Origin of the sequence: Nocardia sp. FBN12 (assembly GCF_050320175.1) — a bacterium.
Classification (GTDB): Bacteria; Actinomycetota; Actinomycetes; order Mycobacteriales; family Mycobacteriaceae; genus Nocardia.
On record NZ_CP190048.1, the window covers coordinates 659772 to 684105 of the forward strand.

Annotated in this window: 27 protein-coding genes; 13 read left to right on the top strand and 14 right to left on the bottom strand. The window is 67.5% G+C overall.

Features of this window, described 5'->3' with window-relative positions; translation table 11 throughout:
* Nucleotides 1-40: 40 nt before the first annotated feature.
* The 3 genes from ACQHI0_RS03435 to ACQHI0_RS03445 all read left to right on the top strand — a co-directional run bounded on the left by ACQHI0_RS03435 (nt 41) and on the right by ACQHI0_RS03445 (nt 2936).
* On the top strand, nt 41-1105 hold the full coding sequence (locus ACQHI0_RS03435; protein ID WP_427909065.1) for a phosphotransferase family protein: 1065 nt from the start codon (nt 41-43) through the stop codon (nt 1103-1105).
* Between the two features lie 71 nt (nt 1106-1176).
* Nucleotides 1177-1701 (top strand): DinB family protein, encoded by a 525-nt coding sequence (locus ACQHI0_RS03440; protein ID WP_427906482.1) that lies wholly within the window; start codon nt 1177-1179, stop codon nt 1699-1701.
* 104 nt (nt 1702-1805) lie between these two features.
* Nucleotides 1806-2936 (top strand): NDMA-dependent alcohol dehydrogenase, encoded by a 1131-nt coding sequence (locus tag ACQHI0_RS03445; protein WP_427906483.1) that lies wholly within the window; start codon nt 1806-1808, stop codon nt 2934-2936.
* 89 nt (nt 2937-3025) lie between these two features.
* Here the strand turns inward: ACQHI0_RS03445 and aztA are convergent, their stop codons facing one another.
* Nucleotides 3026-3697, bottom strand: a complete 672-nt coding sequence (aztA, locus tag ACQHI0_RS03450; protein WP_427906484.1) for a zinc ABC transporter ATP-binding protein AztA — start codon at nt 3695-3697, stop codon at nt 3026-3028.
* A gap of 48 nt (nt 3698-3745) precedes the next feature.
* Between aztA and aztB the strand changes: the two genes are divergently transcribed.
* Complete coding sequence (aztB, locus tag ACQHI0_RS03455; protein ID WP_427906485.1) at nt 3746-5818, top strand: zinc ABC transporter permease AztB; 2073 nt, start codon at nt 3746-3748, stop codon at nt 5816-5818.
* Nucleotides 5819-5861: 43 nt separating this feature from the next.
* Here the strand turns inward: aztB and ACQHI0_RS03460 are convergent, their stop codons facing one another.
* Nucleotides 5862-5990 (bottom strand): hypothetical protein, encoded by a 129-nt coding sequence (locus ACQHI0_RS03460; RefSeq protein ID WP_427909396.1) that lies wholly within the window; start codon nt 5988-5990, stop codon nt 5862-5864.
* On the opposite strand from ACQHI0_RS03460, the gene aztC reads away from it, so the two are divergent.
* Both aztC and aztD read left to right on the top strand, forming a co-directional pair.
* Nucleotides 5938-6810 (top strand): zinc ABC transporter substrate-binding protein AztC, encoded by an 873-nt coding sequence (gene aztC, locus ACQHI0_RS03465; RefSeq protein ID WP_427909066.1) that lies wholly within the window; start codon nt 5938-5940, stop codon nt 6808-6810. The genes ACQHI0_RS03460 and aztC overlap by 53 nt on opposite strands.
* Nucleotides 6811-6836: 26 nt before the next feature.
* Nucleotides 6837-7997: a zinc metallochaperone AztD gene (aztD, locus tag ACQHI0_RS03470; RefSeq protein WP_427906486.1), complete on the top strand. Its 1161-nt coding sequence runs from the start codon at nt 6837-6839 to the stop codon at nt 7995-7997.
* Nucleotides 7998-8084: 87 nt separating this feature from the next.
* Here aztD and ACQHI0_RS03475 read toward each other — a convergent pair whose 3' ends face one another.
* Nucleotides 8085-9284: a serine hydrolase domain-containing protein gene (locus ACQHI0_RS03475; protein ID WP_427906487.1), complete on the bottom strand. Its 1200-nt coding sequence runs from the start codon at nt 9282-9284 to the stop codon at nt 8085-8087.
* A gap of 39 nt (nt 9285-9323) precedes the next feature.
* On the opposite strand from ACQHI0_RS03475, the gene ACQHI0_RS03480 reads away from it, so the two are divergent.
* Together ACQHI0_RS03480 and ACQHI0_RS03485 are read left to right on the top strand one after the other, a co-directional pair.
* On the top strand, nt 9324-10139 hold the full coding sequence (locus tag ACQHI0_RS03480; RefSeq protein WP_427906488.1) for a serine hydrolase domain-containing protein: 816 nt from the start codon (nt 9324-9326) through the stop codon (nt 10137-10139).
* A gap of 102 nt (nt 10140-10241) precedes the next feature.
* Nucleotides 10242-10778: a DUF3145 domain-containing protein gene (locus ACQHI0_RS03485; protein WP_427906489.1), complete on the top strand. Its 537-nt coding sequence runs from the start codon at nt 10242-10244 to the stop codon at nt 10776-10778.
* Nucleotides 10779-10838: 60 nt separating this feature from the next.
* Here ACQHI0_RS03485 and ACQHI0_RS03490 read toward each other — a convergent pair whose 3' ends face one another.
* The gene (locus ACQHI0_RS03490) at nt 10839-11210 is read right to left on the bottom strand and encodes a nitroreductase family deazaflavin-dependent oxidoreductase (protein WP_427906490.1); all 372 of its coding nucleotides are present in this window, start codon (nt 11208-11210) and stop codon (nt 10839-10841) included.
* A 93-nt stretch (nt 11211-11303) separates the two neighbouring features.
* Between ACQHI0_RS03490 and ACQHI0_RS03495 the strand changes: the two genes are divergently transcribed.
* A complete protein-coding gene (locus ACQHI0_RS03495) occupies nt 11304-11957 on the top strand; it encodes a TetR/AcrR family transcriptional regulator (RefSeq protein ID WP_427906491.1) in 654 nt (217 codons plus the stop codon).
* A 68-nt stretch (nt 11958-12025) separates the two neighbouring features.
* Here ACQHI0_RS03495 and ACQHI0_RS03500 read toward each other — a convergent pair whose 3' ends face one another.
* Nucleotides 12026-12913 (bottom strand): ribonuclease Z, encoded by an 888-nt coding sequence (locus ACQHI0_RS03500; protein WP_427909067.1) that lies wholly within the window; start codon nt 12911-12913, stop codon nt 12026-12028.
* Nucleotides 12914-13047: 134 nt separating this feature from the next.
* Here ACQHI0_RS03500 and ACQHI0_RS03505 point away from each other — a divergent pair, with 134 nt between their 5' ends.
* Nucleotides 13048-13809, top strand: a complete 762-nt coding sequence (locus ACQHI0_RS03505; protein WP_427906492.1) for a class I SAM-dependent methyltransferase — start codon at nt 13048-13050, stop codon at nt 13807-13809.
* A 28-nt stretch (nt 13810-13837) separates the two neighbouring features.
* Here ACQHI0_RS03505 and ACQHI0_RS03510 read toward each other — a convergent pair whose 3' ends face one another.
* Together ACQHI0_RS03510 and ACQHI0_RS03515 are read right to left on the bottom strand one after the other, a co-directional pair.
* Nucleotides 13838-14065 carry a hypothetical protein gene (locus ACQHI0_RS03510; protein WP_427906493.1) on the bottom strand — a complete coding sequence of 76 codons (228 nt, stop codon included), beginning with the start codon at nt 14063-14065 and terminating at the stop codon, nt 13838-13840.
* 180 nt (nt 14066-14245) lie between these two features.
* Complete coding sequence (locus ACQHI0_RS03515) at nt 14246-15889, bottom strand: ABC-F family ATP-binding cassette domain-containing protein (RefSeq protein ID WP_427906494.1); 1644 nt, start codon at nt 15887-15889, stop codon at nt 14246-14248.
* A 415-nt stretch (nt 15890-16304) separates the two neighbouring features.
* Between ACQHI0_RS03515 and ACQHI0_RS03520 the strand changes: the two genes are divergently transcribed.
* The gene (locus tag ACQHI0_RS03520; protein ID WP_427906495.1) at nt 16305-16871 is read left to right on the top strand and encodes an RNA polymerase sigma factor; all 567 of its coding nucleotides are present in this window, start codon (nt 16305-16307) and stop codon (nt 16869-16871) included.
* Nucleotides 16861-17139, top strand: coding sequence for a hypothetical protein (locus ACQHI0_RS03525; protein WP_427906496.1), 279 nt, complete (start codon nt 16861-16863; stop codon nt 17137-17139). Before ACQHI0_RS03520 ends, ACQHI0_RS03525 begins: the two co-directional genes overlap by 11 nt.
* A 471-nt stretch (nt 17140-17610) precedes the next feature.
* Here the strand turns inward: ACQHI0_RS03525 and ACQHI0_RS03530 are convergent, their stop codons facing one another.
* The 5 genes from ACQHI0_RS03530 to ACQHI0_RS03550 form a co-directional block, all read right to left on the bottom strand.
* Complete coding sequence (locus ACQHI0_RS03530; protein ID WP_427906497.1) at nt 17611-18939, bottom strand: hypothetical protein; 1329 nt, start codon at nt 18937-18939, stop codon at nt 17611-17613.
* Nucleotides 18936-19307: a hypothetical protein gene (locus ACQHI0_RS03535; protein WP_427906498.1), complete on the bottom strand. Its 372-nt coding sequence runs from the start codon at nt 19305-19307 to the stop codon at nt 18936-18938. The genes ACQHI0_RS03530 and ACQHI0_RS03535 overlap by 4 nt, the downstream gene beginning before the upstream one ends.
* Nucleotides 19304-19489, bottom strand: a complete 186-nt coding sequence (locus tag ACQHI0_RS03540) for a hypothetical protein (RefSeq protein ID WP_427906499.1) — start codon at nt 19487-19489, stop codon at nt 19304-19306. The genes ACQHI0_RS03535 and ACQHI0_RS03540 overlap by 4 nt, the downstream gene beginning before the upstream one ends.
* Entirely contained in the window at nt 19486-21348 is a 1863-nt protein-coding gene (locus tag ACQHI0_RS03545; protein ID WP_427906500.1) for a hypothetical protein, read from the bottom strand. Before ACQHI0_RS03545 ends, ACQHI0_RS03540 begins: the two co-directional genes overlap by 4 nt.
* A gap of 123 nt (nt 21349-21471) precedes the next feature.
* Nucleotides 21472-21813 carry a winged helix-turn-helix transcriptional regulator gene (locus ACQHI0_RS03550; protein ID WP_427906501.1) on the bottom strand — a complete coding sequence of 114 codons (342 nt, stop codon included), beginning with the start codon at nt 21811-21813 and terminating at the stop codon, nt 21472-21474.
* 133 nt (nt 21814-21946) lie between these two features.
* Between ACQHI0_RS03550 and ACQHI0_RS03555 the strand changes: the two genes are divergently transcribed.
* Entirely contained in the window at nt 21947-22600 is a 654-nt protein-coding gene (locus ACQHI0_RS03555; protein WP_427906502.1) for an FMN-dependent NADH-azoreductase, read from the top strand.
* 71 nt (nt 22601-22671) lie between these two features.
* Here ACQHI0_RS03555 and ACQHI0_RS03560 read toward each other — a convergent pair whose 3' ends face one another.
* Both ACQHI0_RS03560 and ACQHI0_RS03565 read right to left on the bottom strand, forming a co-directional pair.
* A complete protein-coding gene (locus tag ACQHI0_RS03560) occupies nt 22672-23874 on the bottom strand; it encodes a lipid-transfer protein (protein ID WP_427906503.1) in 1203 nt (400 codons plus the stop codon).
* Nucleotides 23867-24313 (bottom strand): Zn-ribbon domain-containing OB-fold protein, encoded by a 447-nt coding sequence (locus tag ACQHI0_RS03565; protein WP_378996296.1) that lies wholly within the window; start codon nt 24311-24313, stop codon nt 23867-23869. The genes ACQHI0_RS03560 and ACQHI0_RS03565 overlap by 8 nt, the downstream gene beginning before the upstream one ends.
* Between the last annotated feature and the right edge of the window lie 21 nt (nt 24314-24334).

Sequence of the window (24334 nt, forward strand, 5' to 3'; positions counted from 1 at the left end):
GCGCGCATTCCCGCGCAGTCCCCGTCGATCTCCGGGCACAATGTGCGGCATGGCTGTTTCTCAACCTGTCGATGTTGACCCGGCGATCGCCGATTTCGCGGCAATCGGGCGGTGGATGGACGAACAGGGCTTGCCCGGGGCGGAATTCGACGCGGTCACCGCGCTCGGTGGTGGCACGCAGAACGTGATGCTGCGCTTCACCCGGGGCGGGCGCGAGTATGTGCTGCGGCGCGGCCCCAAGCATCTGCGCGCCAAGAGCAACGAGGTGATCGGCCGGGAATCGCGACTGCTCGGCGCGATCGCCGACACCGAGGTGCGCTCGCCCCGGGTGATCGCCGCCTGCGACGACGAGTCGGTGATCGGCGCGGTGTTCTATCTGATGGAGCCCATCCGCGGCTTCAACCCGCAGACCGAACTGCCCGAACTGCACGCCGGTGATCCCGAGATCCGGCGCCAGATGGGTCTGTCCGCGGTCGAGGCCATCGCCCGGCTCGGTTCCCTCGACTACCAGGCGCTCGGCCTCGACGACTACGGCCGTCCGGCGGGTTTCCTCGAACGGCAGGTGCCGCGCTGGCTGCGCGAGCTCGACTCCTACAACGGCAACGAGGGCTACCCCGGCCCGCAGATCCCCGGCGTCGAGCGGATCGGTGACTGGCTCGAACGGCACCGGCCTGCGGACTGGATGCCCGGCATCATGCACGGCGACTGTCACCTGGCGAACATGATGTTCGACTACGACGGTCCCGAGGTGGCGGCGATGGTCGACTGGGAGATGTCGACGATCGGCGATCCGCTGCTCGACCTGGGCTGGCAGCTGGCGACCCGACCCGAACCCGGCACCGTCGGCGCGGGCCTGATGGGCACGCTCGGCACCGTCGGCGGTCTGCCGACCGAGGCGGAGATGATCGAGCACTACGGCAAGTTCTCCGACCGCGACCTCAGCGCGGTCACCTGGTACACCGTGCTCGCCTGCTTCAAGCTGGGCATCGTGCTCGAGGGCACCTACGCGCGGGCGTTCGCGGGCAAGGCACCGAAACCGGTTGGCGACTTCCTGCACGCGGTGACGCTGGAACTGTTCGAGCAAGCGAACCAGCTCGCCGAATGATGCCCGGATCTCGCCGAAATTTGGCGTGATATTGATGGAGCGCAATAAGCGGACAACCTAGGCTGATTCCCATGATCGTCCCCGACACCAAGAACTGGACCTGGGTCCTCGAACGTCCCTGTTCCGAGTGTGGATTCGACGCTGAGACCACCGCGTACTCGGCCGTCCCCGAGCGCGTCCTCGACAGCGCCACCCGGATCGGCTCGGCGCTCGAACGCGACGACGCGCGAGTGCGTCCGGACGAGCTGACCTGGTCGGTGCTCGAGTACGGCGCGCACGTGCGCGATGTGTGCCGGATCTTCGACACCAGGCTCGCCCTGATGCTGGCCGGTGACGGCGTCGAGGCGCCGAGGTTCGAGAACTGGGACCAGGACGCGACCGCGGTTGCCGACCGCTACGGCGAACAGGATCTCGCTGTCGTCGCTTCGGAACTGACCGTCGCCGCTGATCGGGTGGCCGCCGCGTTCGCCTCGGTGCCCTCGGATCGGCTCGACCTGCGGGGTGCGCGCAGCGACGGCTCGCTGTTCACCGTCACCTCGCTGGGTCGGTACTTCCTGCACGACCTCGTGCACCACGTCCACGACGTGCGCGGATAGAAATTTCTCGAGAAATTTCTAGAACGTGTTTCAGAAATCGGTGATTTGTCGTTAGGGTGAGTGCAGTCACAACGAGGCACGAGCTTGGCGAGAGGTCTACCGGCATGAAGACGAAGGGCGCGATCCTGTGGGGCACCGATCAGGAATGGTCGGTCGAGGAGATCGAGGTCGGCGACCCCGTCGCCGGTGAAGTACAGATCCGGATGGAAACGGCGGGCATGTGCCACTCCGACCATCACATCGTCACCGGCGCGACGCCGATGCCGGGCTATCCCGTGATGGGCGGACACGAGGGGGCGGGTGTCATCACCAAGCTCGGCCCGAACTGTCCGGCCGACCTGGCGGTGGGCGACCACGTCATCCTGTCGTTCATCCCCGCGTGTGGCCGCTGCCCCTCGTGCGTCGCCGGCAATATGGCGCTGTGCGATCTGGGTGCCGGACTGCTGATGGGACAGGCGATTTCGGATGGCACCTACCGCATCCAGGCGCGCGGCGAGAACGTCATCCCGATGTGTCTGCTCGGCACGTTCTCCCCGTACATGACGGTGCACCACACCTCGGTGGTGAAGATCGACCCCACCATCCCGTTCGAGGTGGCGTGCCTCGTGGGCTGTGGTGTGCCGACCGGGTTCGGTTCCTCGACTCACGTGGCGCAGGTGCAGCCGGGCGAGACCGTGGTGATCGCGGGCATCGGTGGCGTCGGCATGAGCGCGCTGCAGGGCGCGGTGCTCTCCGGTGCGTCGAAGGTCATCGCCATCGACCCGAATCCGTGGAAGCTCGAGCAGGCGCAGAAGTTCGGCGCCACCCACACTTACGAGAGCATGGCCGCCGCGATCATGCCGATGATCGAGGCCACCGAGGGGCGGATGGCCGAGAAGGTCATCCTCACCATGGGTGAGATGCACGGCGAGTACGTCGAAGAGGGTCTGATCCTCACGGCCAAGGCGGGCACCCTGGTCGTCACCTCCATGGGCCGCATGGACGAGAGCGACGTGAAGATGAACAGCTTCCTGCTGTCCATGCTGCAGAAGACGGTGAAGGGCTGCATCTTCGGCGGCGGCAATGCCCGTCAGGACGCACCGCGCCTGCTCCAGCTCTACAAGTCGGGTCAGCTCAACCTCGACGACATGGTCACCCGCAGCTACTCGCTGGAGGAGATCAACCAGGGCTACCAGGACATGCTGGACGGCAAGAACATCCGCGGCATCATCCGCTTCACCGAAGCCGACTGGTAGTCAGCTCTTTTTCGGCCCGCTCGGCGAGGCGGACCGCGACCTGGGCGATCAGGTCGTGGGCGAATCGCTTCGCCGAGCGGACTGTCGATCTAGGTCCTGACCAGGACTTCATCGGGGTGACCCGCGGCTTTCAGTCGACCGTCTCGCAGGAGTAGGCAGTGGTCGGCGCCGGCCGCCTCGGCCAGGTCGTGGGTTGCCTGTACCACCGTCACGCCGGTCGCGCTCACCTGCCGCAGCGCGCGGGAGATCTCGGCCTGCGACGCCTCGTCCAAGCCCGCCGCCGGTTCGTCGAGCAGCAGAAGATCGGACTCCTGCGCCAAGGCCTGCGCGAGCAGCGTGCGTTGTCGTTGACCGCCCGACAGGGTGTCGAGCCGCCGAGTTGCCAGATCGGTGAGCTCCATTCTCTCCATGCAGGTCCGCGTGATCTCGCGATCCTCAGCCCGCAGGCGGCGCCAGGGTCCGCGGTGTGCCCAGCGTCCCATCGCGACCGCGTCTCGCACGGTGATCGGCAGAGTCGGCGGAATCGCCGTGTGCTGCACCACGAAAGCGGGCCGCCGGGTGGTGCTCCGGTCCACCCTCCCTGTTTGCGCCGCCACGGTTCCGGCGAGGACGCCGAGCAGGGTCGATTTTCCTGAGCCGTTCGGGCCGACGATCGCGGTGATCCGGCCGCGGGGGATCGTGGCCGTCACTTCGCGGAGCACCGGCCGTCGGGCATAACCCGCGGTCAGGCGCTCGATCCGGATTGCATCTGTGTGCTGCATCTCACCTCAATTGAAACGATAATCATTTTCAGTATATCGTCTCGCGCTATGGAATGGCTGTTCGCCCCGTTCGAGGTGGCTTTCGTACAACGCGCGCTGTGGGGTGGGCTGCTCGTTTCGTGCGTCTGCGCGCTCGCCGGGACCTGGGTGGTGGTGCGCGGCATGGCATTTCTCGGCGACGCGATGGCGCACGGGATGCTGCCCGGTGTCGCGGTGGCGGCGTTGCTCGGCGGGAACCTGATGGTCGGTGCCGCGGTCAGTTGCACCGCCATGGCTGCCGGGGTGTCGCTGCTCTCGCGCAGTAAGCGGTTCGCGGCCGATACCGCGATCGGGTTGCTGTTCGTCGGGATGCTCGCGGCCGGGGTGATCCTGGTGTCGCGGTCGCAATCGTTCGCGGTGGATCTGACCGGGTTCCTGTTCGGTGATGTGCTCGCCGTGCGCACCGTCGACCTGTGGTATCTCGTTGCGGCGCTGGCGCTTTCGCTGATGATCGCCGTGTTCGGCCATCGTGCGTTCCTCGCGCTGACCTTTGATCCGCGCAAAGCGCACACGCTCGGGCTACACCCGAAAGCGGCACAGGTGGCGTTGGTCGGGCTGCTGACCCTGGCGATCGTGGCCTCGTTCCACGTCGTCGGGACGCTGTTGGTGTTCGGGTTGCTCATCGCTCCGCCCGCGGCCGCGGTGTACTGGTCGGATCGGATTCCGGTGGTGATGCTGATCGCCGCGCTGGTCGGCGGGTTCTCTACCGTTGCGGGACTGGTCATTTCGTGGCACGCGGGGACGGCTGCGGGGGCGACCATCGCGGCCGTGGCGGTGGGGTCGTTCTTCGTATCGGCGATTCTCTCGGCGGTGCGGGAGCGCGTCGGGAAGGTCGGGGCCGCGTCGGTGGCCGCGCTGGCCGCACTGCCGTTGGTCGGGTGCGCGACGGCGGAGGAACCCGCGGTGGCCGAAGAGACGCCGCACGGATTCGTGGCCGGTGCGCAGGAGATGAGCGAGGCGCAGACGCGCCTGGTTCTCGCCGATGCGGGCGGGGCGGTGCGGGTGATCGATCTGCTGACCGAGAAGGTCACGTCGATAGACGCTGTGCCATCGGCAACGCCTGGCAGTGCCGGTCAGTCGCCGAGCGGTGGGGACCAGCGGGTGCCGACCGTCGCGGCGGTGGGTGACGGGCGCTTCGCGTATCTGAGCGCGGGCGCGTCGGTGCGGGTCGTGGACAGCGGGGCATGGACGGTCGACCACGGCGACCACCGGCACTACTACCAGGCTCCGATCCGGGAAGTCGGCGCGGTCGTGGCGGGCGACAGTGGCGCGGCCGCCGAGCCGGGCGCCGGCAGCGGCGCGGGAGGTTCCGGGGTTGTCGGCGCGTACAGCGACGCCGCCGTTGCGTCGGTTGTCCTCGACTCGGGCGCGACGATCTTGTTCGACCGTCCGGCGCTGGACGGCGGTGTCGCCCGGACCCAACGCCGGGTCGAGGGCATCGCGGTGCCGTATGCCGAGCGGATCGTGGTCGCCGACAGCTCGGGACGCGTCGAGGTGCGCGGGCGAGACGGCGCGGCGGGTCAAGCGCAGGCCGTCACCTGCCCACAGCCGCGAGGGCAGGCCGTCACCCGACGCGGAGTCGTCTTCGGTTGTGCTGACGGCGCACTCGTGGTAGCACAGCGGGACGGCGAGTTCGTCGCCGAGAAGATTCCCTACCCGGCGCCGACCACGGACCGGGCGAGCACGTTCACCCACCGCCCCGGCAGCACCACGCTGACCGCGCTCGCCGGTCGCGATGGCGTGTGGACGCTCGACATCAGGAAGAAGACCTGGACGCGGACCGTGATCTCCGAGGCGGTCGCGGTGAACACCGCAGGTGAAGGATCGCCGCTGCTGGTGCTCACCCGGGACGGCGTCCTGCGCAGTATCGACCCCGTAACCGGCGCGGAGACAGCACATCTCGCTGTTTCGGATGGGCCCGTCGAAGGGCAGCCGGTGATCCGTGTCGACCCGGATCGCGCCTATGTCAACGACATTCGTGGGCGCAGGATCCACGAGATCGCTTACAACGACAACCTCCGCGTCGCGCGCACGTTCTCGCTGGATATCGCGCCGTCGCTGATGGTGGAGACAGGCCTGTGAACCACGCGTTTCCAGAGAATCAGTGCCCAACGTTCGATGCGGGTCACTCGGGACGGCGGCGCCTGGCGTCGACGCGCCTGGTGGTCGGGTTGATCGCCGCAGCCGCATTGCTCGTGCCCTTGGTGACCGCGTGCACCAGTGGCGCCGAACGGTCCGGGATCGTGGTGACCACGAATATTCTCGGCGATCTGACCCGGGCCGTGGTCGGTGACACGGTGCCGGTGACGGTGTTGATGCAGGCGGGTGCCGATCCGCATTCGTTCGCGATCTCCGCCCGTCAGGCCGCCGATATCGAACGGTCGGCGCTGGTGGTGCACAACGGACTCGGGCTCGAGGAGGGCGTAGCCCGGCATGTGCAGGCGGCGGTCGCGGCGGGCGTGCCGACGCTGGCCGTCGCTGAGCGGGCCGATCCGATCCAGTACACCTCCGACGAGTCCGCGGGACAGCCCGATCCACACTTCTGGACCGATCCGCGACGGGTGCGCATGGCTGTCGAGGCGATCAGCGCCGAAGTGCTCGACCAGGTCGACGGCGTCGATGCCGGTGCGGTGCGGGCGAATACGCAGCGCTATCTCGGCGAACTCGACGAATTGGACCGCTGGATGACCGATCGATTCGCCACCATCCCGGTCGAGCGCAGGCAGCTGGTCACCGATCATCACGTGTTCGGTTATCTCGCACAGCGATTCGGGTTCCAGGTGATCGGCGCGGTGATACCGAGCGGCACCACCCTCGCCTCGCCGAGCGCGTCCGACCTCGACGACCTCGCCACCGCGATCAGGACCGCCGGTGCGCGCGCGATCTTCGCCGATTCCGCGCAACCCGACCGGCTTTCGCGCGTGCTCGCCGAACACACCGGCTTGCAGGTGCAGGTGATCGCCCTGCATACCGAATCACTGACCGAACCGGGTGGGGGCGCGGCGACCTATCTGGAGATGGCGCGCGCCAACACCGAGGCCATCGCCCGTGGCTTATCCGGGCCCACCACGTAATTCACGCACAAGAGATGGAGCACTACATGAACACCACACGGACCACCACGATGGTGGCCATGTCCGGGGCCGTCGCCTCGGTTCTGGCGCTGAGCGGTTGTGGCACAGACGATTCCGCCCACGATCATGAGCACACCCCTGGCGCCGAACCGATCGCCCTCACCTACGACGGCGGCATCTACGTCCTCGACGGTGCCTCGCTCGCCCAGGAAGGTGAGGTGAAGCTCGAAGGGTACAACCGGCTCAACCCGGCCGGCGACGACGACCATCTGATGGTGTCGACCAAGGACGGATTCCGTGTCTTCGATGCCTACGCCGCCGAGTTCACTGGAACCGATTACGCCGCAGCCAAACCCGGCCACGTGGTGCGGCACGCGGGCAAGACCGTGCTCTTCGCCGACGGCACCGGCGAGGTCACCGTCATCGACACCGACAAGATCGACAGCGGAAAGTCCTCGGAGGTCTACAAGGCCGCCGCCGCGCACCACGGCGTCGCGCTCGAACTGAGCAACGGGAACCTGCTGGTCACCCTCGGTACCGAGGACTCGCGGGTCGGCCTCATGGCCCTCGACAAGGACCGCAAGGAGATCACCCGCAACGAGGACTGCCCCGGGGTGCACGGCGAAGCCGCCGCGCAGGGCGAAGCTGTGGTGGTCGGCTGCCAGACCGGTGCCGTCATCTACCGCGACGGCAAGATCACCAAGGTGACCAGCCCGACCGCCTACGGCCGGATCGGCAACATGTCCGGCAGCGAGGTCTCCCCGATCGTGCTCGGCGACTACAAGCAGGACAAGGACGCCGAACTCGAACGCCCACAGCAGATCTCGCTGGTGAATACCGCCGACGGCACACTGCGCCTCGTCGACATCGGCACCAGCTACACCTTCCGCTCGCTGGGCCGCGGCCCGCAGGGTGAGGCCCTGGTGCTCGGCACCGACGGCAAGATCCACGTGATCGACCCCGTCGCGGGCAAGGAAGTTCGCACCATCCCGGTGATCGGCACCTGGTCCGAGCCCCTGGACTGGCAGCAAGCCCGCCCTGCGCTGTTCGTGCGCGACGGTATCGCCTACGTGAGCGACCCGGCGACCAAGCAGGTGCACCGCGTCGACCTCGCCGACGGAAAGGTCACCGCCACGGCCACGCTCGCCGCATCGCCGAACGAGATCACCGGCGTCACCGCGCACTGAGGCTGTGCGTGTCCGGCTCGGTGAGCTGGATGCCATCGCGGTGTCGACCGGGACCGGCCCGATCGGGAGATCGGGCCGGTCGATGTGCTATCGGTCGGCGCACCGCACGACGACCTCGCGCAGATTGCGACTGCGGACATCATCGAGAATCGCCATGCCGAGGCGGTTCATGCTGTAGCCGAAACCCAATCCCGTTGTCGGATCGGCGAATCCGAACGAGCCGCCCAAACCGGTTGTGCCATAGGCGCGCTTGTCGGAGCCGAAGCGGAAAGAGCCGCGCGACTTGCGGAAACCGAGGTGATAGCGGCTCTTGGTGTGCAGCACCAGGTCGTCGGCGGGCACATCGTCGGCGGTGTCGGCCGCCGCGAGCAGGTCGAGAACATCGTCGCTGATCGACAGCGCACCGGTGCGGCCCGCCGCGGCCCCGTAGACCTTCGCCAGCGCGCGGGCATTGCCGACACCGTTCATGCCGGGCCATTCGATTTCGAGGAACTCCCGCCGGGCGGCACGAGCGGGGGCGCCGGGACGCGGATTCGTCAGTGCCGCATAGGAATACCCGCGCTTGGCATAGAGTTCGCCGCCGAGTCGCAGCGGCAGATCGCGGCGCTCGTAGCGCATGATGTCGAGTCCCTTGGTCGCCGAGAGCTGGGCAATCCGCTCCATCGGCTCGTCGGCGGGCAGCCCGATGAACAGGTCGGCGCCGACCGGGCCCGCGACCTCTTCGGCGAAGAAGCGCCCGAGACTACGGCCGGCCGGATCGACTCGTCGCAGTAGTTCGCTCTGATACAGGCCAAGCGTCAGCGCGTGGTAGCCGTGCCGGGTACCCGGCACCCACGCCGGTTTCTGCGCGGCGAGCAGCTCGCCGAGGGCATCGCGGTCGGTGAGCTCACGCAGTTTCACGATCCGGTCCAGCCCCGACAGCCCGGCCTGATGGTCGATCAGCTGACGCACGGTGATCCGTTCCTTGCCGTGCGCGCCGAACTCCGGCCAGTACTTCGCCACCGGCGCCTCGTAGTCGAGCAGCCCGCGCGAGACCGCCGTCGCGAGGGTGAACGCCGACATCCCCTTCGACGAGGAGAACACTGGCACGATCGTGTCGCGCTCCCACGCCACCTCGCGCTTGCGATCGCGATGGCCTGCCCACAGGTCGACCAGTGGCTGGTCACCGGCGTACACGGCGACGGCGGCGCCGATCTCGCCGTGGTCGATGAAGTTGCGGCGGAAAGCGTCGGCGACGGGGCCGAAACCGGCCGCCACGTCGCCGTGGATCGATGGTGCGGGACTCATGGTGTCCTCGATCGTAGCCGCGTCTCGTACGCTGCCGATATGCGATCGTTGCAGCAGGTTCAGCACTGGCCGGTCAAGAACGCCGCCGCCGCCGTGGTCACCACCGGCGGTGCGTCGAGCATCGGCGATACCGAACGGGTGTTCCGGCTCGCCTCGGTGACCAAACCGCTCGTCGCCTATGCCGCGCTCGTCGCGGTCGAGGAAGGCGCGGTCGAACTCGATCAACCCGCGGGTCCGCCCGGTTCGACCGTGCGGCATCTGCTCGCCCACACCTCGGGCGTCGCGTTCGATACGCCCGAGGTGCTCGCCGAACCCGGCGCCCGCCGCATCTACTCGAGCGCGGGCTTCGAACTGCTCGCCGGCTTCCTGACCGAGCAGACCGGCATCGAATTTCCGCAGTATCTGCGCGAGGCCGTTTTCGAGCCGCTCGGCATGACCACCGCGGTCCTCGACGGATCAGCCGGCCACGCGGCCAGCGCTTCCCTCGCCGACCTCACGCTATTCGCGGGCGAGTTGCTGGTACCCCAATTGATATCTCGGCAAACACTGGATGACGCGACGTCGGTGCAATTCCCGGACCGCAACGGAGTACTGCCCGGATACGGCTCCCAGCGCCCCAACGACTGGGGATTGGGATTCGAAATCCGCGACGGGAAAACCCCGCACTGGACGGGATCTGGCAATTCCGCCCGCACCTACGGGCACTTCGGCCAGTCCGGCACGTTCCTCTGGGTCGACCCGGAAATAGGGGTGGCGACAATCGCGTTGAGCGACGAGAATTTCGGTGACTGGGCCAGAACGGCGTGGCCGAAATTCAGCGATTCCGTTATCGCAGAGACACATAACACGCAGTAAAGTAACACGCGCAACACCGCACACTTCAGTACACTCGTGCCACGCCAGACCGCGACGGGCCGTTGGGGAAGACGTTCCTTGTCGAGGCTGGAGGTGTTGTTAGTGCGCGCATCGAGTCAGTTCGCTGACGCGACGGCGGGTGTGGTGTACATCCACTCATCGCCCGCCGCGTTGTGCCCGCACGTGGAATGGGCGTTGTCCACCGCGCTCTCGTCGCCCGCGAAATTGCGCTGGAACACTCAGCCTGCCGACGGACAACTCCGCGCGAGCAGCGATTGGGTCGGCCCCGTCGGTACCGCGGCCCGGATAGCCCAATCATTGCGCACCTGGCCCGTGCTCCGTTTCGAAGTCACCGAGGACCCCAGCGAAGGCGTCGACGGCGAACGCTACAGCTTCGTCCCCACCCTCGGCCTCTGGCACGGATCCACCGGCGCCAACGGCGACGTGATGCTCGGCGAAATGCGATTACGCGCCCTACTCCAAGCCGCCACCGAACTCGACTCCCACGGAACCTTCGACCTCTCCACCGAACTCGACCGCGCACTTGGCTCACCCTGGGACGAGGACCTCGAGGCATTCCGGCAGGGCACCGACAGCGTCGGTGCCGAAGTCACCTGGTTACGACGGGATGTGGGCTGACGGCATCCGGTCGGCCGAGCGGGGTCTGATCCCGACGGCCACACCGATCGCCGGCGAGCGTCAGTCGGCGAGGTCCATGCGGAGGAACTCCGTGATGCGCAGGAGTTTCGGTGGGCGGGCGATCTCTGGGGGTAGGGCCTGGAAGGCTTCGTCTCTGTCGACGACGCGTGGTGCGGTGAGCGCGAACTCCTGGCCGTCCTTGCGGAGTCGCGCGGTGCCGGCGGCGAGGATGTTCTGCACCCAGTCCGCTGCCGATCCGTAGACCAGGACGAAGAGGTAGCCGCCTTCGACGGGGTGGGCGTCGAGCGGGGTGTGGTACGTCGTTCCCGAGGTGCGGCCGGTGTGGGTGAGGACCGGCCATTTTCCGCCCGCGACGGCGCGAGGGTTGAAGACGCGCTTGTTGATGTGGCCCCACCAAATCGGCATAGGCATGGGGTGCTCCCTTGTTCGGGCCGGTGTGGCTTACACTTGTAAGGCTGACTTACGACTGTAAGCTTGTCAACACTTCAGCTCCTAGGAGGTCCGATGCCCGTACGGCAACCGCTCAGCCGCGAGCGGGTGCTGGCTGCCGCGATTCGGGTCGCCGACCGAGGGGGAGCGGAGGCCATCACGATGCGGCGGGTGGCGCAGGAGTTGGGGGTGGAGGCGATGTCGCTCTACAACCATGTGCCGAACAAGGACGCGATACTCGACGGGGTCGTCGACGCGGTGTTCGCGGCGATCGCGCTACCCGAAGCGGGGAGTGCCGATTGGCGAGACGCGATTCGCGGGAGGGCGTGCTCGGCGCGCGCGGTGCTGGCGCAACACAGCTGGGCGCTCGGGCTGATGGATTCCCGCCGGAACCCGGGGCCTGCGACACTCCGGCATCACGACGCTGTCCTCGGAGTTCTTCGGGAAGGCGGGTTTTCGCTGCCGATGGCCGCGCACGCTGTCTCGCTGATCGACAGTTATGTCGGTGGGTTCGTCCTCCAGGAGGCGAACCTGCCGGTGTCCGAGCCGGCGGATGTCGAGGAAGTCGCGGGTGGCATTCTGGCGAACCTTCCGGCGGACGAATTGCCGTATCTCACCGAGATGATCGTCGACCACGCGCTGCGACCGGGATACGACTACGCGAGCGAATTCGGGTTCGGTCTGGATCTGATCCTGGATGCGCTCGAAACGCGCCGAGGTGAGCACTGAAGCCCCGATTGCCCGGGCACCGCCAGCACTGCGCGCGGTCCACGCCGTGGCCGTACGGCTGGCTGTCTTCAGGCCGTGCGTCGGGCGGGTAGGGCGATGCGGTCGAGATCGTGGGCGAGGACTGCGTCGGGGAAGGCCGCCTGTTCGATGAACAGGTGGTCCTCGCTTGCCGTGTATCGCTCGGAAAAATGCGTCAGGACAAGGGTTTTCACGCCGCAAGCGCGCGCTACCTCGCCCGCCTGACGCGCGGTGAGATGGCCGCGTTCGTGTGCCTGATCCGTCTCGGAGTCGAGGAAGGTCGACTCGATGATCAGCATGTCGACACCGTCCGCGAGTTCGAAGACGTTGTCGCACAGGCGCGTATCCATGACGAACGCGACCTTCTGGCCCGGCCTCGGCGCCGAGCATTCCGCGAGCAGCGGCCCCGACAGCTCACGGATCGCGGCGCCGGAGATGCCGTGCTCGCGTAGCTTCTCGGGCAGAAACGTTCGGCTGTCCGGTTCGGCGAGGCGGTATCCGTAGGTGGGGATGCTGTGGGCAAGCGGGAGTGCGGTGAGAGTGAAACCGTTGCCCTGCAACGTTTCGCCTGCGCCACGCACCGGGTGCTCGACGAGGGTGGGTGAACCGTAGTAGCTCGTCGCGTACCTCAGTCGTTCCCAGTACTCGGCACCCTCGGCGGGGTAGACGGCGTGCACGTCGTGGGGTACTCCGTCGCGACCGAGCCGTTGCACGATGCCTGGGACACCCAGCGAGTGGTCGCCGTGGAAATGGGTGACACACAGCCAATGCAGTTCGGTCGCGGAAGCGCCCGCGTGCGCCATCTGGCGCTGCGTACCCTCGCCCGGATCGAACAGCACGCCCTGCCCGTCCCAGCGCAGCAGGTAGCCGTTGTGGTTGCGGCGGCGGGTCGGCACAGCGCCTGCTGTGCCGAGGACGACGAGTTCTCGTGTCGACATCGCCCCATCCTGGCGGGTCGCCGCGTCGGTGTCACGTCGATGGGCGCGGCGATTGCCGTGCAGGGTGGTGTGATGGGTCGAGTGCGCGCTGTCGGCCGACGCGCGCACCGTGGCACGGTCACCGGAGGACGACGATGGATCTGTTCGACTACGACGCCGAACTGCGTCTGCACACTGCGCATTTCTTCGCTGCCGCACGGGTCGGTGCCGGTGATCGCGTGCTCGACATCGGCTGTGGCACAGGGCAGACCACGCGCGAGGCGGCTCGCGCGGCGGTCGACGGGAGCGCGGTGGGGGTCGATATCTCACCGGTGATGCTCGAAAAGGCCCGTCGGATCAGCGAGGACGAGGGGCCGTCGAACGTCGGTTTCGAGCTGGCGGATGCGCAGGTGAAACCGTTTCCGCCCACAGCTTTCGACCTCTGCATCAGCAGGTTCGGTGTGATGTTCTTCGCCGATCCGGCCGCCGCGTTCACCAATATCGCCCGCGCACTGCGTTCGGGGGGCCGTCTCGCGTGGCTTGTCTGGCAAGGCCACGACCGCAACGAATGGGCGACCGTGTTCAGCGACGTCCTCGCCGCGTCGATCGCCACGCCCGGCCGCGGCCCGTTCTCGCTCGCCGATCCGGACGCCACCGAACCCCTTTTGACAGCAGCAGGTTTCACCGATATCAATTTCGCGGAGATCGACGAGCCCGTCTACTACGGTCCCGACAGCGCCGCCGCCTACGACAACCTGCTCCGTCTGACAGGATTCACGGCCTACCTCGCTGCGCTCGAGCCCGCGAAAGCCGACCGAGCCCGTGCGCGGTTGCGCGAGGTTCTGGCCGACCATGAGACCGAAACCGGTGTGTATTTCGACTCACGGTCTTGGCTCATCAGCGCACGTCGTCCTTGACGGGCTCCACGCGACACCTCCGGACACTTCACCCGGGGTCGCGCAGATGTCGAGTGTCGTCGAGGAGGAACACCTGATGGTTGTGGAAGAAGTCGTCTTCCCTGAGCTCGGTGATCCCGCCGGGGGTGGCATGGAAGGCCGTGTATCCCGCCGCCTCGATCGGCATTCCGATCCATGCGGCCACCACAAAGGTGAGGCTGCCACCGTGCGTGACGATGACCTGGTGTCGGCAGGTGCTGGCCAGGATCGAGTCCATCGCTGCGTAGACACGGTGCGCGAAGTCCGCTGGGTGAGCTCGGAGTCGTACCATCCGCCGACGAGTCGCTCGACGTGGTGCGTCGCCTCGGGATGTGTGACCACGTAGATCTTGCGCAACTCTCGTCCTCCCGAAGGTGCTGCCGCCGGATCCAGGTCATTGTCGCCGTGGGTGGCGGCTTCACGCCAGGGGCAGGTGTGGCCAGTGGGACAGGTCGGTGAGCATCTGGCGGTCGTGGGTGGCGATGACGATGGCGGCGGGGGTGGTCGAGAGGGCGGTGGTGAGGTCGTCGACCAGGGAGATCGACAGGTGGTTGGTTGGTTCGTCGCAGAGCAGGAGGTGGGGGCGGGCGGCTAGTTGGATAGCCAGGTGGAGTCGGCGTTGTTGGCCCTGGGACAGGCGGGCGACGGGGGTGTGGCGGGATCGCTGTTCGAGTAGGCCGGTGGCGGTGAGCGGGATCGGGTCGATGTTGTTGTGCAGGTGGATATTTCGGGTGTGCTGGTCGTAGAGATCCTGGGCGGTTAGGTCGGGGTCCCAGTCGGGGACCTCTTGGCCGATGAGTGCGATGCGGGCAGGGCCGTGGTGGCGGACAGTGCCGGTGGACGGCTCTAGTGTGCCCGCGAGTGTGGCTAGGAGGGTGGACTTGCCCGCACCGTTGTGGCCGGTGATCAGGAGGCGTTCGCCTGCTTCCAGCGACAGCGTGACGGGGGAATCGAGGCGACCGGTCACCGTGATGTCGTCCGCGCTGATCACGGGTGTGCCGGGACGAGCGCGCAGCTCGGGAAAGCGCAGCCGCAGCGGCGGTTCGGGCACGGTGACGACGTGGTCTTCGAGGTCGGACTGGCGTCGCTTGAGCGCCTGCACCAGACCGGGCGACCGCGACTGGCGTTGATGCTTGCCGGTTCCTTTGTCGGGTCGCCAGCCGGTGCTGAGGCGGTCCCTGGCACCGGCCACCGCTTCGCGCAGGCGCGCACGTTCGGCCTGTTGTTCGTCGTATTCGTTTTCCCAGCGGTCGCGTGCGCGTGTGCGGCCCTGCTGCCACCCCGGGTAACCGCCGGCGAACACCTGAGGGCGACCGTCCTGGCTGGGATCGAGGTCGAGGAACTCCCCGGCGACATCACGCAGCAGCGCACGGTCGTGGCTGACGACCACCAGCCCGCCGGAATGGGCGCGCAGGCGGCCGGTCAGGAAGTCGAGGCCGTCGCGATCGAGGTGATTGGTCGGTTCGTCCAGCAGCAGGATGTCCTGCGTCGAGCCGAGCAGGCACGCCAGCCGGACTCGATAGCGTTGCCCGACGGACAGCGTCGCCAACGGGCGCTCCCGATCGGTGCAGGCGTGCAGGGCCGACAGCGCGATGTCGACGCGGCGTTCGGCATCCCAGGCATCGAGCCTGGTGGCGGCGTCCAGGGCCGCCGCGTAGGCGTCGTCGGCCCCCGGTTGTTCGTCAGTGAGCGCGAGGGTGGCGGCATCGAGGTCACGCAGTGCTCCCAACGCCGGTTCGATCGTCTCGGCCACCAGATCGCCGACGGTCTCGTTCGCGCGAAAAGCGATGGCCTGCTGGGCGACACCCACGGTGCCGACCCGGCTGACCGACCCGCCGTCCGGGACGAGCAAGCCGGCCAGCACATGCAACAACGTGGTCTTGCCACGCCCGTTCTCGCCGACGATGGCGAGCCGGGAACGGGCCGACACCGTGAGTGAGACGTCGGTGAGCACCGCGCGCGATCCGAGGGTGACGTGGATCGACGTCGCCCTGATGTGGGCGTTCGCGCCCGCCGGAAGGTCGGTGGACAGGCCGGATCGGCCGGTATGCGAGATAGACACAGATTCTCCGCAGCTCGAGGAAGGAGCCGGGACAGCACGAATTGACCGCCCGGCGTGAATACCCGGGACAGCGGCGTCAGAAAGGGGATGGAATGCGGGTCGCCGCCGTCAGCGGAGCGACCAGGGCTTCATCATCGCGGTGTGCATGATGGGAACGATACCGAGGAGCGCGTCGGTTGCCAACGAGATTTCGGGCACGTCGCGGTTGTGCCACGCTGGGGTCGGGCGATCGGGTGCGGGCGGATTTTTCGGACGCGGGTGAATCCTTTCGCGTCGTCGGTGCCTCTTATGTGTGTCGCGACAGCACGTCGGGACAGGACACGGAGGTGTGTTGTGGTCATCGGTATCGGAGTTGTCGTCGGTCTGACGCTGCTGTGCACGTGCATGTATGTCGTGCGGCGCAAACGAGCTGGGCGTGGGTGAATCGCGCTGGCCCGACCAGCAGTTGATCGTCGCCGCGCAGGGCGGTGACGTGGATTCGATCGCCGCGTTGGTATCGGGCTCGCATCCGCATATTCAGCGGTTCGCCCATTCCCTGTGTGCCACACCGGAAGACGCCGAGGATGCGGCGCAGGAGGCGTTGATCATCCTGTATCGCAAGATCGGGATGCTGCGCGCCTCCGGTGCGTTGGCGTCGTGGATGTTCCGGATCGTCCGCAACGAGTGTCTGCGTCGCGCGCGGACGAGCCTGTCGGCCCGAATCACCGTGCAGGACACCATCTCAGCGGCCTCGGCTGAGGACGAGGTGCTGCAACGGCTGGAAGCGGGCAGGGTGGCGGCCGCGGTGGCCGCGTTGCCCGCGGATCAGCGCAGCGTGCTGATCATGCGCGACATCCAGGGCTACAGCGGGCGGATGGTCGCCGACGCGCTCGGGATCGGTACGGCGGCGATGAAGTCGCGCCTGCACCGGGCTAGGACGGCGGTTCAGCAATCGCTGCAGGCCACGCCCGGCGAGGCTGCTGGAGGACATGATGAGTGCTGACTTCGCGAGTAGATCCCTGTTCGAGCACCTGGTACGCGGCGGGGTGGGGTTCGGCGCGCTGATCGGGTCGATCGCGCTGATCCCGGTTGTCGGGCCGGTCGCTCTGTTGCTGCTACCTGTCGGGTTGGTCGCGCTGCGCGGGTGCCCGACCTGCTGGGCGATCGGACTGATGCAGACCTTGTCGCGAGGCAAGCTGCAGCGGACGTGTGAAGACGGGCAGTGCACGCTCACCGTCAGCGGACACGACCGCCATCAGGCTACGTCCTGACGCTCTGACGCCGTCGAGCGACCGGTTGATCTACCGGTCGCTCGGGGGCGAGATCAGTTGGCGTGCACCAGGTTTCGACTCGGCGATGTGCGGTGGGCGCTGCGAACTCGGATCGCGAACGTGATCTTCCACAGTCCGATGAACAAGGTCGGAAGTCGCTCGTAGAGTCCGGCGAGCGAGTCCGCGCCCGCCGGGGTTGTTTCGACCGCGGTGAAGAATGCGCCGACTGCCGCCAGCGAGAAGGCGGACCAGCCGGGGGCCGTGCCGACGGCCCGAATACGGATTCGGCGTGATGTCCGCCGAATTATCCTGCGGCACAAGCTATATCGGACATGCCGGCGGAATCACCGGCTACGCCACTTTCTCCGGCGCCACCACAGTGTGCGGGCCGCCACGATCGTCTGGACCGAACCGCCCAACCGGCAGCCGGACATGATGGCCATCCTGAACCGCTCACTGTGCCTGACACAGCTAACCCCCGAACAGCAGATACAGCCCGGTGAACGTGAAGCCGACCATGGTCAGCATCAACGCCAGCTGGCCGGTCAGCCGGTGACGCGGCGGGAGAAGGAGCAGGCAGCGGTCGTGGGCGGCGGCGACGCCGAGGACATGGCCGATCAGGACCGCGAGCACCTTGCAGGTGGCGAGCACACTCGGATGACTCGACAGCACGTAGGCCACGTCTCGATCGGCCAGGCCCGCGATGTTCCATCCGCGGTCGAGCGGGTCCGCGAACAGCAGTACCGTCGCCTGCCCTTTCTCGAGGAGAAACGTGAGGTAGTGGGCGATCAGATAGCCCGCCACGATCGGGGTGAGGCTCAGTGCCAGCCGCCGCGGCAGCAGCGCTCGATCGGCGCGGGAGACACCGCCGGTGGCCCGCGCGGCGACGGAAAACAGCCCACCGACCACGCCGATGAAGACCAGCAATCCCGCCGTACGCACCAGCGTCGCGTCGATGACCGGAGCCAGGCCATCGACTAGTTCGCGCCATCGCGGGAAAGTCGAGAAGCTGTCGAAGGCGGTGGATCCCAGCAGCGTCGCCGCGACTGCGACAGATCCCGCGCGTCCGGGAGTCCCCGCGAGATTGTTGAGCGGCATCCGCAACACCGGCAGCCCCGCGCGGTCGCGGCCGTAGGCGCTCAGGTGCGACAGCAACGTGCTGTACACCTCGAGCGGATCGGCCCGCTCGGCCCAGACGGTGCCGAACAGCACGAGTCCGATCGTGGTCACGACCAGGTAGCCGAGTAGCCAGATCAGCACCGCGCTCACCGATCCGGGGGTGCGCCAAGCCAATTCCAGCCAGACGAAGGAGAACAGGCCGAGCGCGGCTGGGCGGTAACCCCATTCCTCGCGATAGCGGAGAAGTCCGTGTTCCGGCGCGCGTCGCAGCAGGAGGCAGCCGAATCGATGGATCGCCCTGACCGGGGAGACGACCTTCCACACCGGTCCGATCAGCAGGGACGCGACCATCACCCCGACCCAGACGCCGATATACAGCACTCCTGGAACGGGATTCGAGGCCGGATCCGAGGAACCGAACACCGCGGTGACGATCACGCAGGCGGTGACCGTCACGCTCGCGAGGGCGATGACCGTCCGCGTCGCGCGTGCGTCGATCATCCGGCGTACCGGCGTCGGCAGCGGGAATCCCGGCGAGTCGGGGTCGAGTCGTGGCCGACGCCAGGTGAACAACAGCAGCGCGAACGAGAAGGTCAGCGCCCACGCCGCGCCGATCAACGCGTAGGTGAGCGGAATCGGCAGGTCAGCGGCACCGTTGAGGCCGTGGGCGAGGGGACTCACCGCCGGACCAGCAGCGTCGTCACCGTCCGTCCGAGGTGGTGCAGTTCGATCTCCACCTGGCCCGGCACCGTCACGGTGAAGTCGAACTGCTGGCCGGAAGCCGCGGCGACGGGAAAGGTGTGCGCGGGGGCGGAGTGGACATGTAGTTCGTCGGTGGTGTCACTGTCGACCCGCAACACGATGCGTTGTCCGACCTCGGCTTCGGTGCGCGTATTGGCCGGGGACACCGCGCCGTTCGCGATCCGGATGTCGATGACGCGGGCCGCGTTCGCGGGGTCGTCGGTCGAATCGGACCCGGCCCCCGACGAGCAACCCAGCAGCAGCGCGGCGACCGTGACAAGCCCGTACCGGACCCGGCGATGTGTCACGGATGCTCCTCGGTGTGATCGGATTGTGCTCGCGCGTCGACGTTTTCGCGTTTCTCCGCGCGCCGGTCGCGCAGCGCGATGAACAGCACAAGCCCGACCAGTGCGACGGCGGGCAGGAAGGCGGGGATCGCCAGCAGGAGGGAGTGGTCGGCGAGAATGTCGACGTTCTCCTGGCGAATCATGGTTCGACCGTGGGCTTGTGGTTCGGTGTGCAACCCGCCGCCAGGTAACGGTCGTTGACGCGAGCCGCGCCCCACCCCATCGCCGCGATCAAGGCCAGGCTGCACGCCAGCACCACCAGGCTCGCGAGGCCGATGAGCCAGGACGGATGGTCGAAGGATCGCTCGCGCTGCAGTACCGAGATCTCCTCGACGAACGGCCGCGTGAAGCTCTCCGGCGCGGGCACCTCCGCGGCGTCGATACCGCGATCGAGCGGCATGAAGATCGGGAGCGCGGATTGCATGCGTCCGTCCTGCAGGCGCAGCACCGTCTTCCAGGTGCCGTGCACGGGCACCGGCCGGGTGGAAACGAAGTGGTCGTCGGCGACGCGACGCAGCTTGTCCACGACGAGGCCGTGGCCGGGGCTGTCATCGCCGGTACCGCCCTGCCAGGCAAGGATCTCCACCCATTCCGGATCGGAACCGATCAGATCCGCCGGGGCGAGCCGGATGTCGGCGGTGACCATCCGCCCGCCCTGTTCGGGAGCGGCGTCGGTGAGCGCGACGGTCGCCGACGCGTTCTCCGGCACCCGGATGATCACCCCGTTCGCGGTCGCCGCGCCCGCGATCACCACGGCGGCGACCACGAGTCCACGCCGCACCGCGGGCCTGGGTAGTGCCTCGCCGCGCAAGACGGTGCCGAGCATCGCACCGATCACACCACCCGCCACACCGACCGGCACCGCCATCGCGAGCAGCTCCGGCCACATCCCGCCGACCCAGGGATTGACGAACACCCGCTCGACCCACAGCGATTCCAGCCAGATGCCCACTGTCGCCACACCGAGCCCGGTGAGCGCGCCCCACCAGAGCGGTCGGCGGCGGATCAGCGGCACGACGGCGAGCAGTTCCACCACGATCGCGGCACCGAGGTAGAGCGGAAACACATTGCGTGGCGCTTCGAATCCGGTGCCGACCAGGACCGCGACGATGTACCGCACCGCGAAGGCGAAGGCCACGAGGACCAGCGTGCTGAGGGCGCCGAGCGTCAATCGCGCCGAGATCAGGGCGATGGTGGCGGCGAAGACGATCAACATCGGTTGCAGCACCAGCCGGAACTGCTCGACGCCGAAGTCGAACTCGACTCCGAACACCGACAGCCCGATCACCAGGCCGCCGAAAGCGAAGGCCTGGATCGCCCAGAGGAACCGTCCGTCTGCCCGCTCGGGATCAGGCCGGTTGTATCGGCCTTCGAGCTCGAGTAGCAGCACGCCGATCAGCGACAGACCCGCACCGCCGATGAGCATGAGGTGCGTGGGTCCCCAGAGCGTGACGTCCTGTCCGAACAGCCGATGCCAGATGTCGTCGAGCGGGAAACCGATCAGCGCGTACAGACCGGCACCGGCGATCAGGATGCCGCCGACGGGGGCGTACCAGTCGCGGGTGATCTTCACCGCGGCCCTGCCCGGCTTCTCGTCGAGCGGCAGGATGACAGCCAGCATGCCCGCCATGAAGAGGAAGAAAAGGCCGACCAGGATGAAGTAGTGCGCCGGGTTGGCCAGTGGTCCGGCGTCGCGGCCCTTGCCCACATGCAGGCTCACATCCCAGATGAAGCCGAGAAACGCGGTCAGGATGGTCGCGAGGAACATCGCGATCGGCAACGCCACCCAGCCCGGACGGTTCATGAGGCGACCGCTGAAGTCGGCCAGCCGGCGCAGCCAGGTAATGCGTCGCGTCCGATGCAGGTACGCCACCCACAGCAGCACCGCGCCCACCACCGCGGCCGCGCCGGTCATCAGCGCGACCTGATCGAGGGCGGCACCACCGCCTTCGGCGCCCTGCGCGACCAGAATCGTCGCCGGATCGGTCATCGCTGTGGCCATGGCAGTCCTCCGATGTGTCGAAGCGCCCGGTCTGTGGGGTAACGAACAGTATCCCGAATTCCGCGCCGCGCCGATACCCCGCGCGCGGGTCGCGGTCGAGCGCTCAGCCGCGCGAGGTGGTGTCTACCCGGCCGGACGCAGCTGCTCGCGGTACTGCTCGCCCCAGGTCTCCATCAGCAGGATGATCGGGACGAGGCCGCGGCCGAAGTCTGTCAGCTCGTAGTCGACCCGGGGCGGAACCTCCGGATACACGGTGCGGGTGAGGACGCCGTCGCGCTCGAGTTCGCGCAGCTGCGCGGTGAGCATTCGCTGGGTCACGTGCGGCATGGCGCGGCGCATCTCGTTGAACCGAGCCGTTCCCTCACTCAGATGGAAGACGATCATCCCCTTCCATTTGCCGCCGATCACATCGAGGGTGACCTCGACCGGGCAGTCGAAATCGAGATCCTGCTTACGTTTGGCCATGCACATCCTCGTCTCACCGGCAAAGGTATGAAAAAGGGTACTGGGTAACAGAAATGTGCGCTCTTACGCGGATATTCCCCGTCGGGCAGGCTCGAACCCGCAAGCAGACCCAGCCCCGACAGGAGTTTCCGAGATGGCCCAGCTACTTCAGCTCGATGCCAGCCCGCGCCGGTCGCGCTCCCACACCCGCACGCTGGTCGGGGAGTTCGTCGCGCGCTGGAGCGAGGGCAGGCCCGATGACACGGTGATCCGCCGCGACCTCGGCCACGAACCGCCGCCGCACCTCACCGAGGACTGGATCGCGGCCGCCTTCACTACGCCCGCGCAGCGAACGCCGTCGATGCGCGAGGCACTGGCCCTCAGCGACCAGCTGGTGGACGAGGTGTTCGCCGCCGACGTGCTGGTGCTGGGGGTTCCCATGTACAACTTCGGCGTACCGGCGATGCTGAAGGCCTACATCGACCAGATCGTCAGGGTCGGCCGCACCTTCTCCTTCGATCCCGATGCCGCGTCGCCGTACACCCCACTCACCTCGGGCAAGCGGGCCTTCGTCATCGTCGGTACCGGCGACGCCGGCTACGAGGCGGGCGGTCCGCTGGCGAGCATGAATCACGTAGAGCCGTATTTGCGCACGGCCCTGGGTTTCATCGGCATCGACGAGATCGAGTTCGTCTACACGGGCAACGACGAATTCGGTGGTGAGCGACTGCTGCGGTCGCTCGAACGTGCCCGAAACCGGGTGGCCGACCTGACTTCCGAGCGCGAAGCTGTCGGCGTCGCCGGCTGAAGGCGACCGCGGTGACTCCGAAACCCCGGACAGAGCCCGGGGTTTCGGTAACCGACCTGGATGACTCAGAGTCAGCGAGTGGCGATGATCGCCGAACCATGGCCGAAGAGGCCTTGATTCACGGCGATGCCCGCGCGGGCGTTGTCCACCTGGCGGCCTTGGGCCTGGCCGCGCAACTGCCAGGTCAGTTCGCAGATCTGGGAGATGGCCTGTGCGGGGATGGCTTCGCCGAAGCAGGCAAGGCCGCCGCTGGGGTTCACCGGTACCCGTCCGCCCAATGTCGTTGCGCCGCTGCGCAACAGAGCCTCCGCTTCGCCCGTCTCGCAGAGGCCGATGTCCTCGTACCAGTCCAATTCCAGGGCGGTGGAGAGGTCATAGACTTCCGCGAAGGACAGGTCGGCGGGACCGATGCCTGCCTCTTCGTAGGCGGCGTGCGCGATGGCCGATCGGAAGGTGCGGGACGGGGGCTCGACGGCCACGGCCGAATCCGTCGAGAAGTCCGGCAGGTCGAGCACGGTTTTCGGGAACGTCGGTGTGACCGTCGACAGCGCGGAGATGCGCACCGGATCCGCGATGCCGTGGCGACGTGCGTAGTCCATCGACGTCAGCACCAAGGCTGCCCCGCCGTCGCTGGTCGCGCAGATGTCGAGCAGTCGCAACGGGTCCGACACGACCGCCGACGCGCTGACCTCCTCGGCCGAGACTTCCTTGCGGTAGCGGGCATTCGGGTTGTTCAGGCCGTGCCGGGAGTTCTTCACCTTGACCGCGGCGAAGTCGTCGAGGGTGGCGCCGTGCAGCGCCATCCGGCGGCGGGCGTAGAGCGCGAAATAGATGGGGTTGGTGGCGCCGAGCAGATGGAAGCGCAACCAGTCCGGGTCGTCGCGGCGTTCGCCGCCGACCGGTTGGAAGAAGCCCTTCGGGGTGGTGTCGGCGCCGACCACCAGCGCCACCTCGCACAGCCCGGCCAGGATCTGGGCGCGCGCGTTGGCGATGGCCTGCGCACCGGAGGCGCAGGCGGCGTAGCTACTCGAGATCTGCGCGCCCGACCAACCCAGTGCCTGTGCGAACGTCGCGCCGGAGACGAATCCGGGATAGCCGTTGCGGATGGTGTCCGCGCCGGCGATGTAGCCGACGTCGCGGTGGTTCAACCCGGCGTCGGCCAGTGCCGCACGCGCCGCCACCAGACCGTATTCGACGAAATTGCGCCCCCACTTGCCCCACGGGTGCATGCCCGCGCCGAGGACGGCGATATCGCGATCATTCGTATCAGTCATTGACCGGCCTCCACATCCACACCGTGTGCTCTGCGTCCTCGTCCTCGTACAGCGTGCCGACGGTCAATTCGACCGGCATGCCGACGGCGAGGTCGTCCACCGTGAGACCGCGGACGACCTGCCCGAGGATCACCATCTGCTCGACCTCGAGCTCCACCGCCGCCACGACATAGGGCACGAAGGGATCGGCCGAGACGTAGGGCGCGGGCGGCTTGTATCGGGCGTCGGCGTACGACCAGATCCGGCCACGCGTGGAGAACAGGTACTCGACGAGCTCGGAGCCGTCGTGGGTACCTGTGCACTGGGGGTTGCGGCAGGCGAGTGTGTTCTTCGGGAAGTACGGCGTGCCGCAGTCGTTGCAGCGAGTTCCTTTGAGGCGTACCTGGCCGTCATCCGCAGTGAACCAGTCAGCCACGGCGGGGCGTTGTTCTTTCTGCACGTGGCCGACGGTATAGGAACA

What these genes read in the sequence shown, in the direction of transcription:
- ACQHI0_RS03480 (WP_427906488.1), top strand. Translation starts at nt 9,324, where the DNA reads ATGCGATCGTTGCAGCAGGTTCAGCACTGGCCGGTCAAGAACGCCGCC.
- aztD (WP_427906486.1), top strand. Translation starts at nt 6,837, where the DNA reads ATGAACACCACACGGACCACCACGATGGTGGCCATGTCCGGGGCCGTC.
- aztB (WP_427906485.1), top strand. Translation starts at nt 3,746, where the DNA reads ATGGAATGGCTGTTCGCCCCGTTCGAGGTGGCTTTCGTACAACGCGCG.
- ACQHI0_RS03550 (WP_427906501.1), bottom strand. Translation starts at nt 21,813, where the DNA reads ATGGCCAAACGTAAGCAGGATCTCGATTTCGACTGCCCGGTCGAGGTC.
- ACQHI0_RS03540 (WP_427906499.1), bottom strand. Translation starts at nt 19,489, where the DNA reads ATGATTCGCCAGGAGAACGTCGACATTCTCGCCGACCACTCCCTCCTG.
- ACQHI0_RS03475 (WP_427906487.1), bottom strand. Translation starts at nt 9,284, where the DNA reads ATGAGTCCCGCACCATCGATCCACGGCGACGTGGCGGCCGGTTTCGGC.
- aztA (WP_427906484.1), bottom strand. Translation starts at nt 3,697, where the DNA reads ATGCAGCACACAGATGCAATCCGGATCGAGCGCCTGACCGCGGGTTAT.
- ACQHI0_RS03500 (WP_427909067.1), bottom strand. Translation starts at nt 12,913, where the DNA reads ATGTCGACACGAGAACTCGTCGTCCTCGGCACAGCAGGCGCTGTGCCG.
- ACQHI0_RS03440 (WP_427906482.1), top strand. Translation starts at nt 1,177, where the DNA reads ATGATCGTCCCCGACACCAAGAACTGGACCTGGGTCCTCGAACGTCCC.
- ACQHI0_RS03560 (WP_427906503.1), bottom strand. Translation starts at nt 23,874, where the DNA reads ATGACTGATACGAATGATCGCGATATCGCCGTCCTCGGCGCGGGCATG.
- ACQHI0_RS03445 (WP_427906483.1), top strand. Translation starts at nt 1,806, where the DNA reads ATGAAGACGAAGGGCGCGATCCTGTGGGGCACCGATCAGGAATGGTCG.
- ACQHI0_RS03495 (WP_427906491.1), top strand. Translation starts at nt 11,304, where the DNA reads ATGCCCGTACGGCAACCGCTCAGCCGCGAGCGGGTGCTGGCTGCCGCG.
- ACQHI0_RS03490 (WP_427906490.1), bottom strand. Translation starts at nt 11,210, where the DNA reads ATGCCTATGCCGATTTGGTGGGGCCACATCAACAAGCGCGTCTTCAAC.
- ACQHI0_RS03555 (WP_427906502.1), top strand. Translation starts at nt 21,947, where the DNA reads ATGGCCCAGCTACTTCAGCTCGATGCCAGCCCGCGCCGGTCGCGCTCC.
- ACQHI0_RS03435 (WP_427909065.1), top strand. Translation starts at nt 41, where the DNA reads ATGTGCGGCATGGCTGTTTCTCAACCTGTCGATGTTGACCCGGCGATC.
- ACQHI0_RS03525 (WP_427906496.1), top strand. Translation starts at nt 16,861, where the DNA reads ATGAGTGCTGACTTCGCGAGTAGATCCCTGTTCGAGCACCTGGTACGC.
- ACQHI0_RS03505 (WP_427906492.1), top strand. Translation starts at nt 13,048, where the DNA reads ATGGATCTGTTCGACTACGACGCCGAACTGCGTCTGCACACTGCGCAT.
- ACQHI0_RS03545 (WP_427906500.1), bottom strand. Translation starts at nt 21,348, where the DNA reads ATGGCCACAGCGATGACCGATCCGGCGACGATTCTGGTCGCGCAGGGC.
- ACQHI0_RS03510 (WP_427906493.1), bottom strand. Translation starts at nt 14,065, where the DNA reads ATGGACTCGATCCTGGCCAGCACCTGCCGACACCAGGTCATCGTCACG.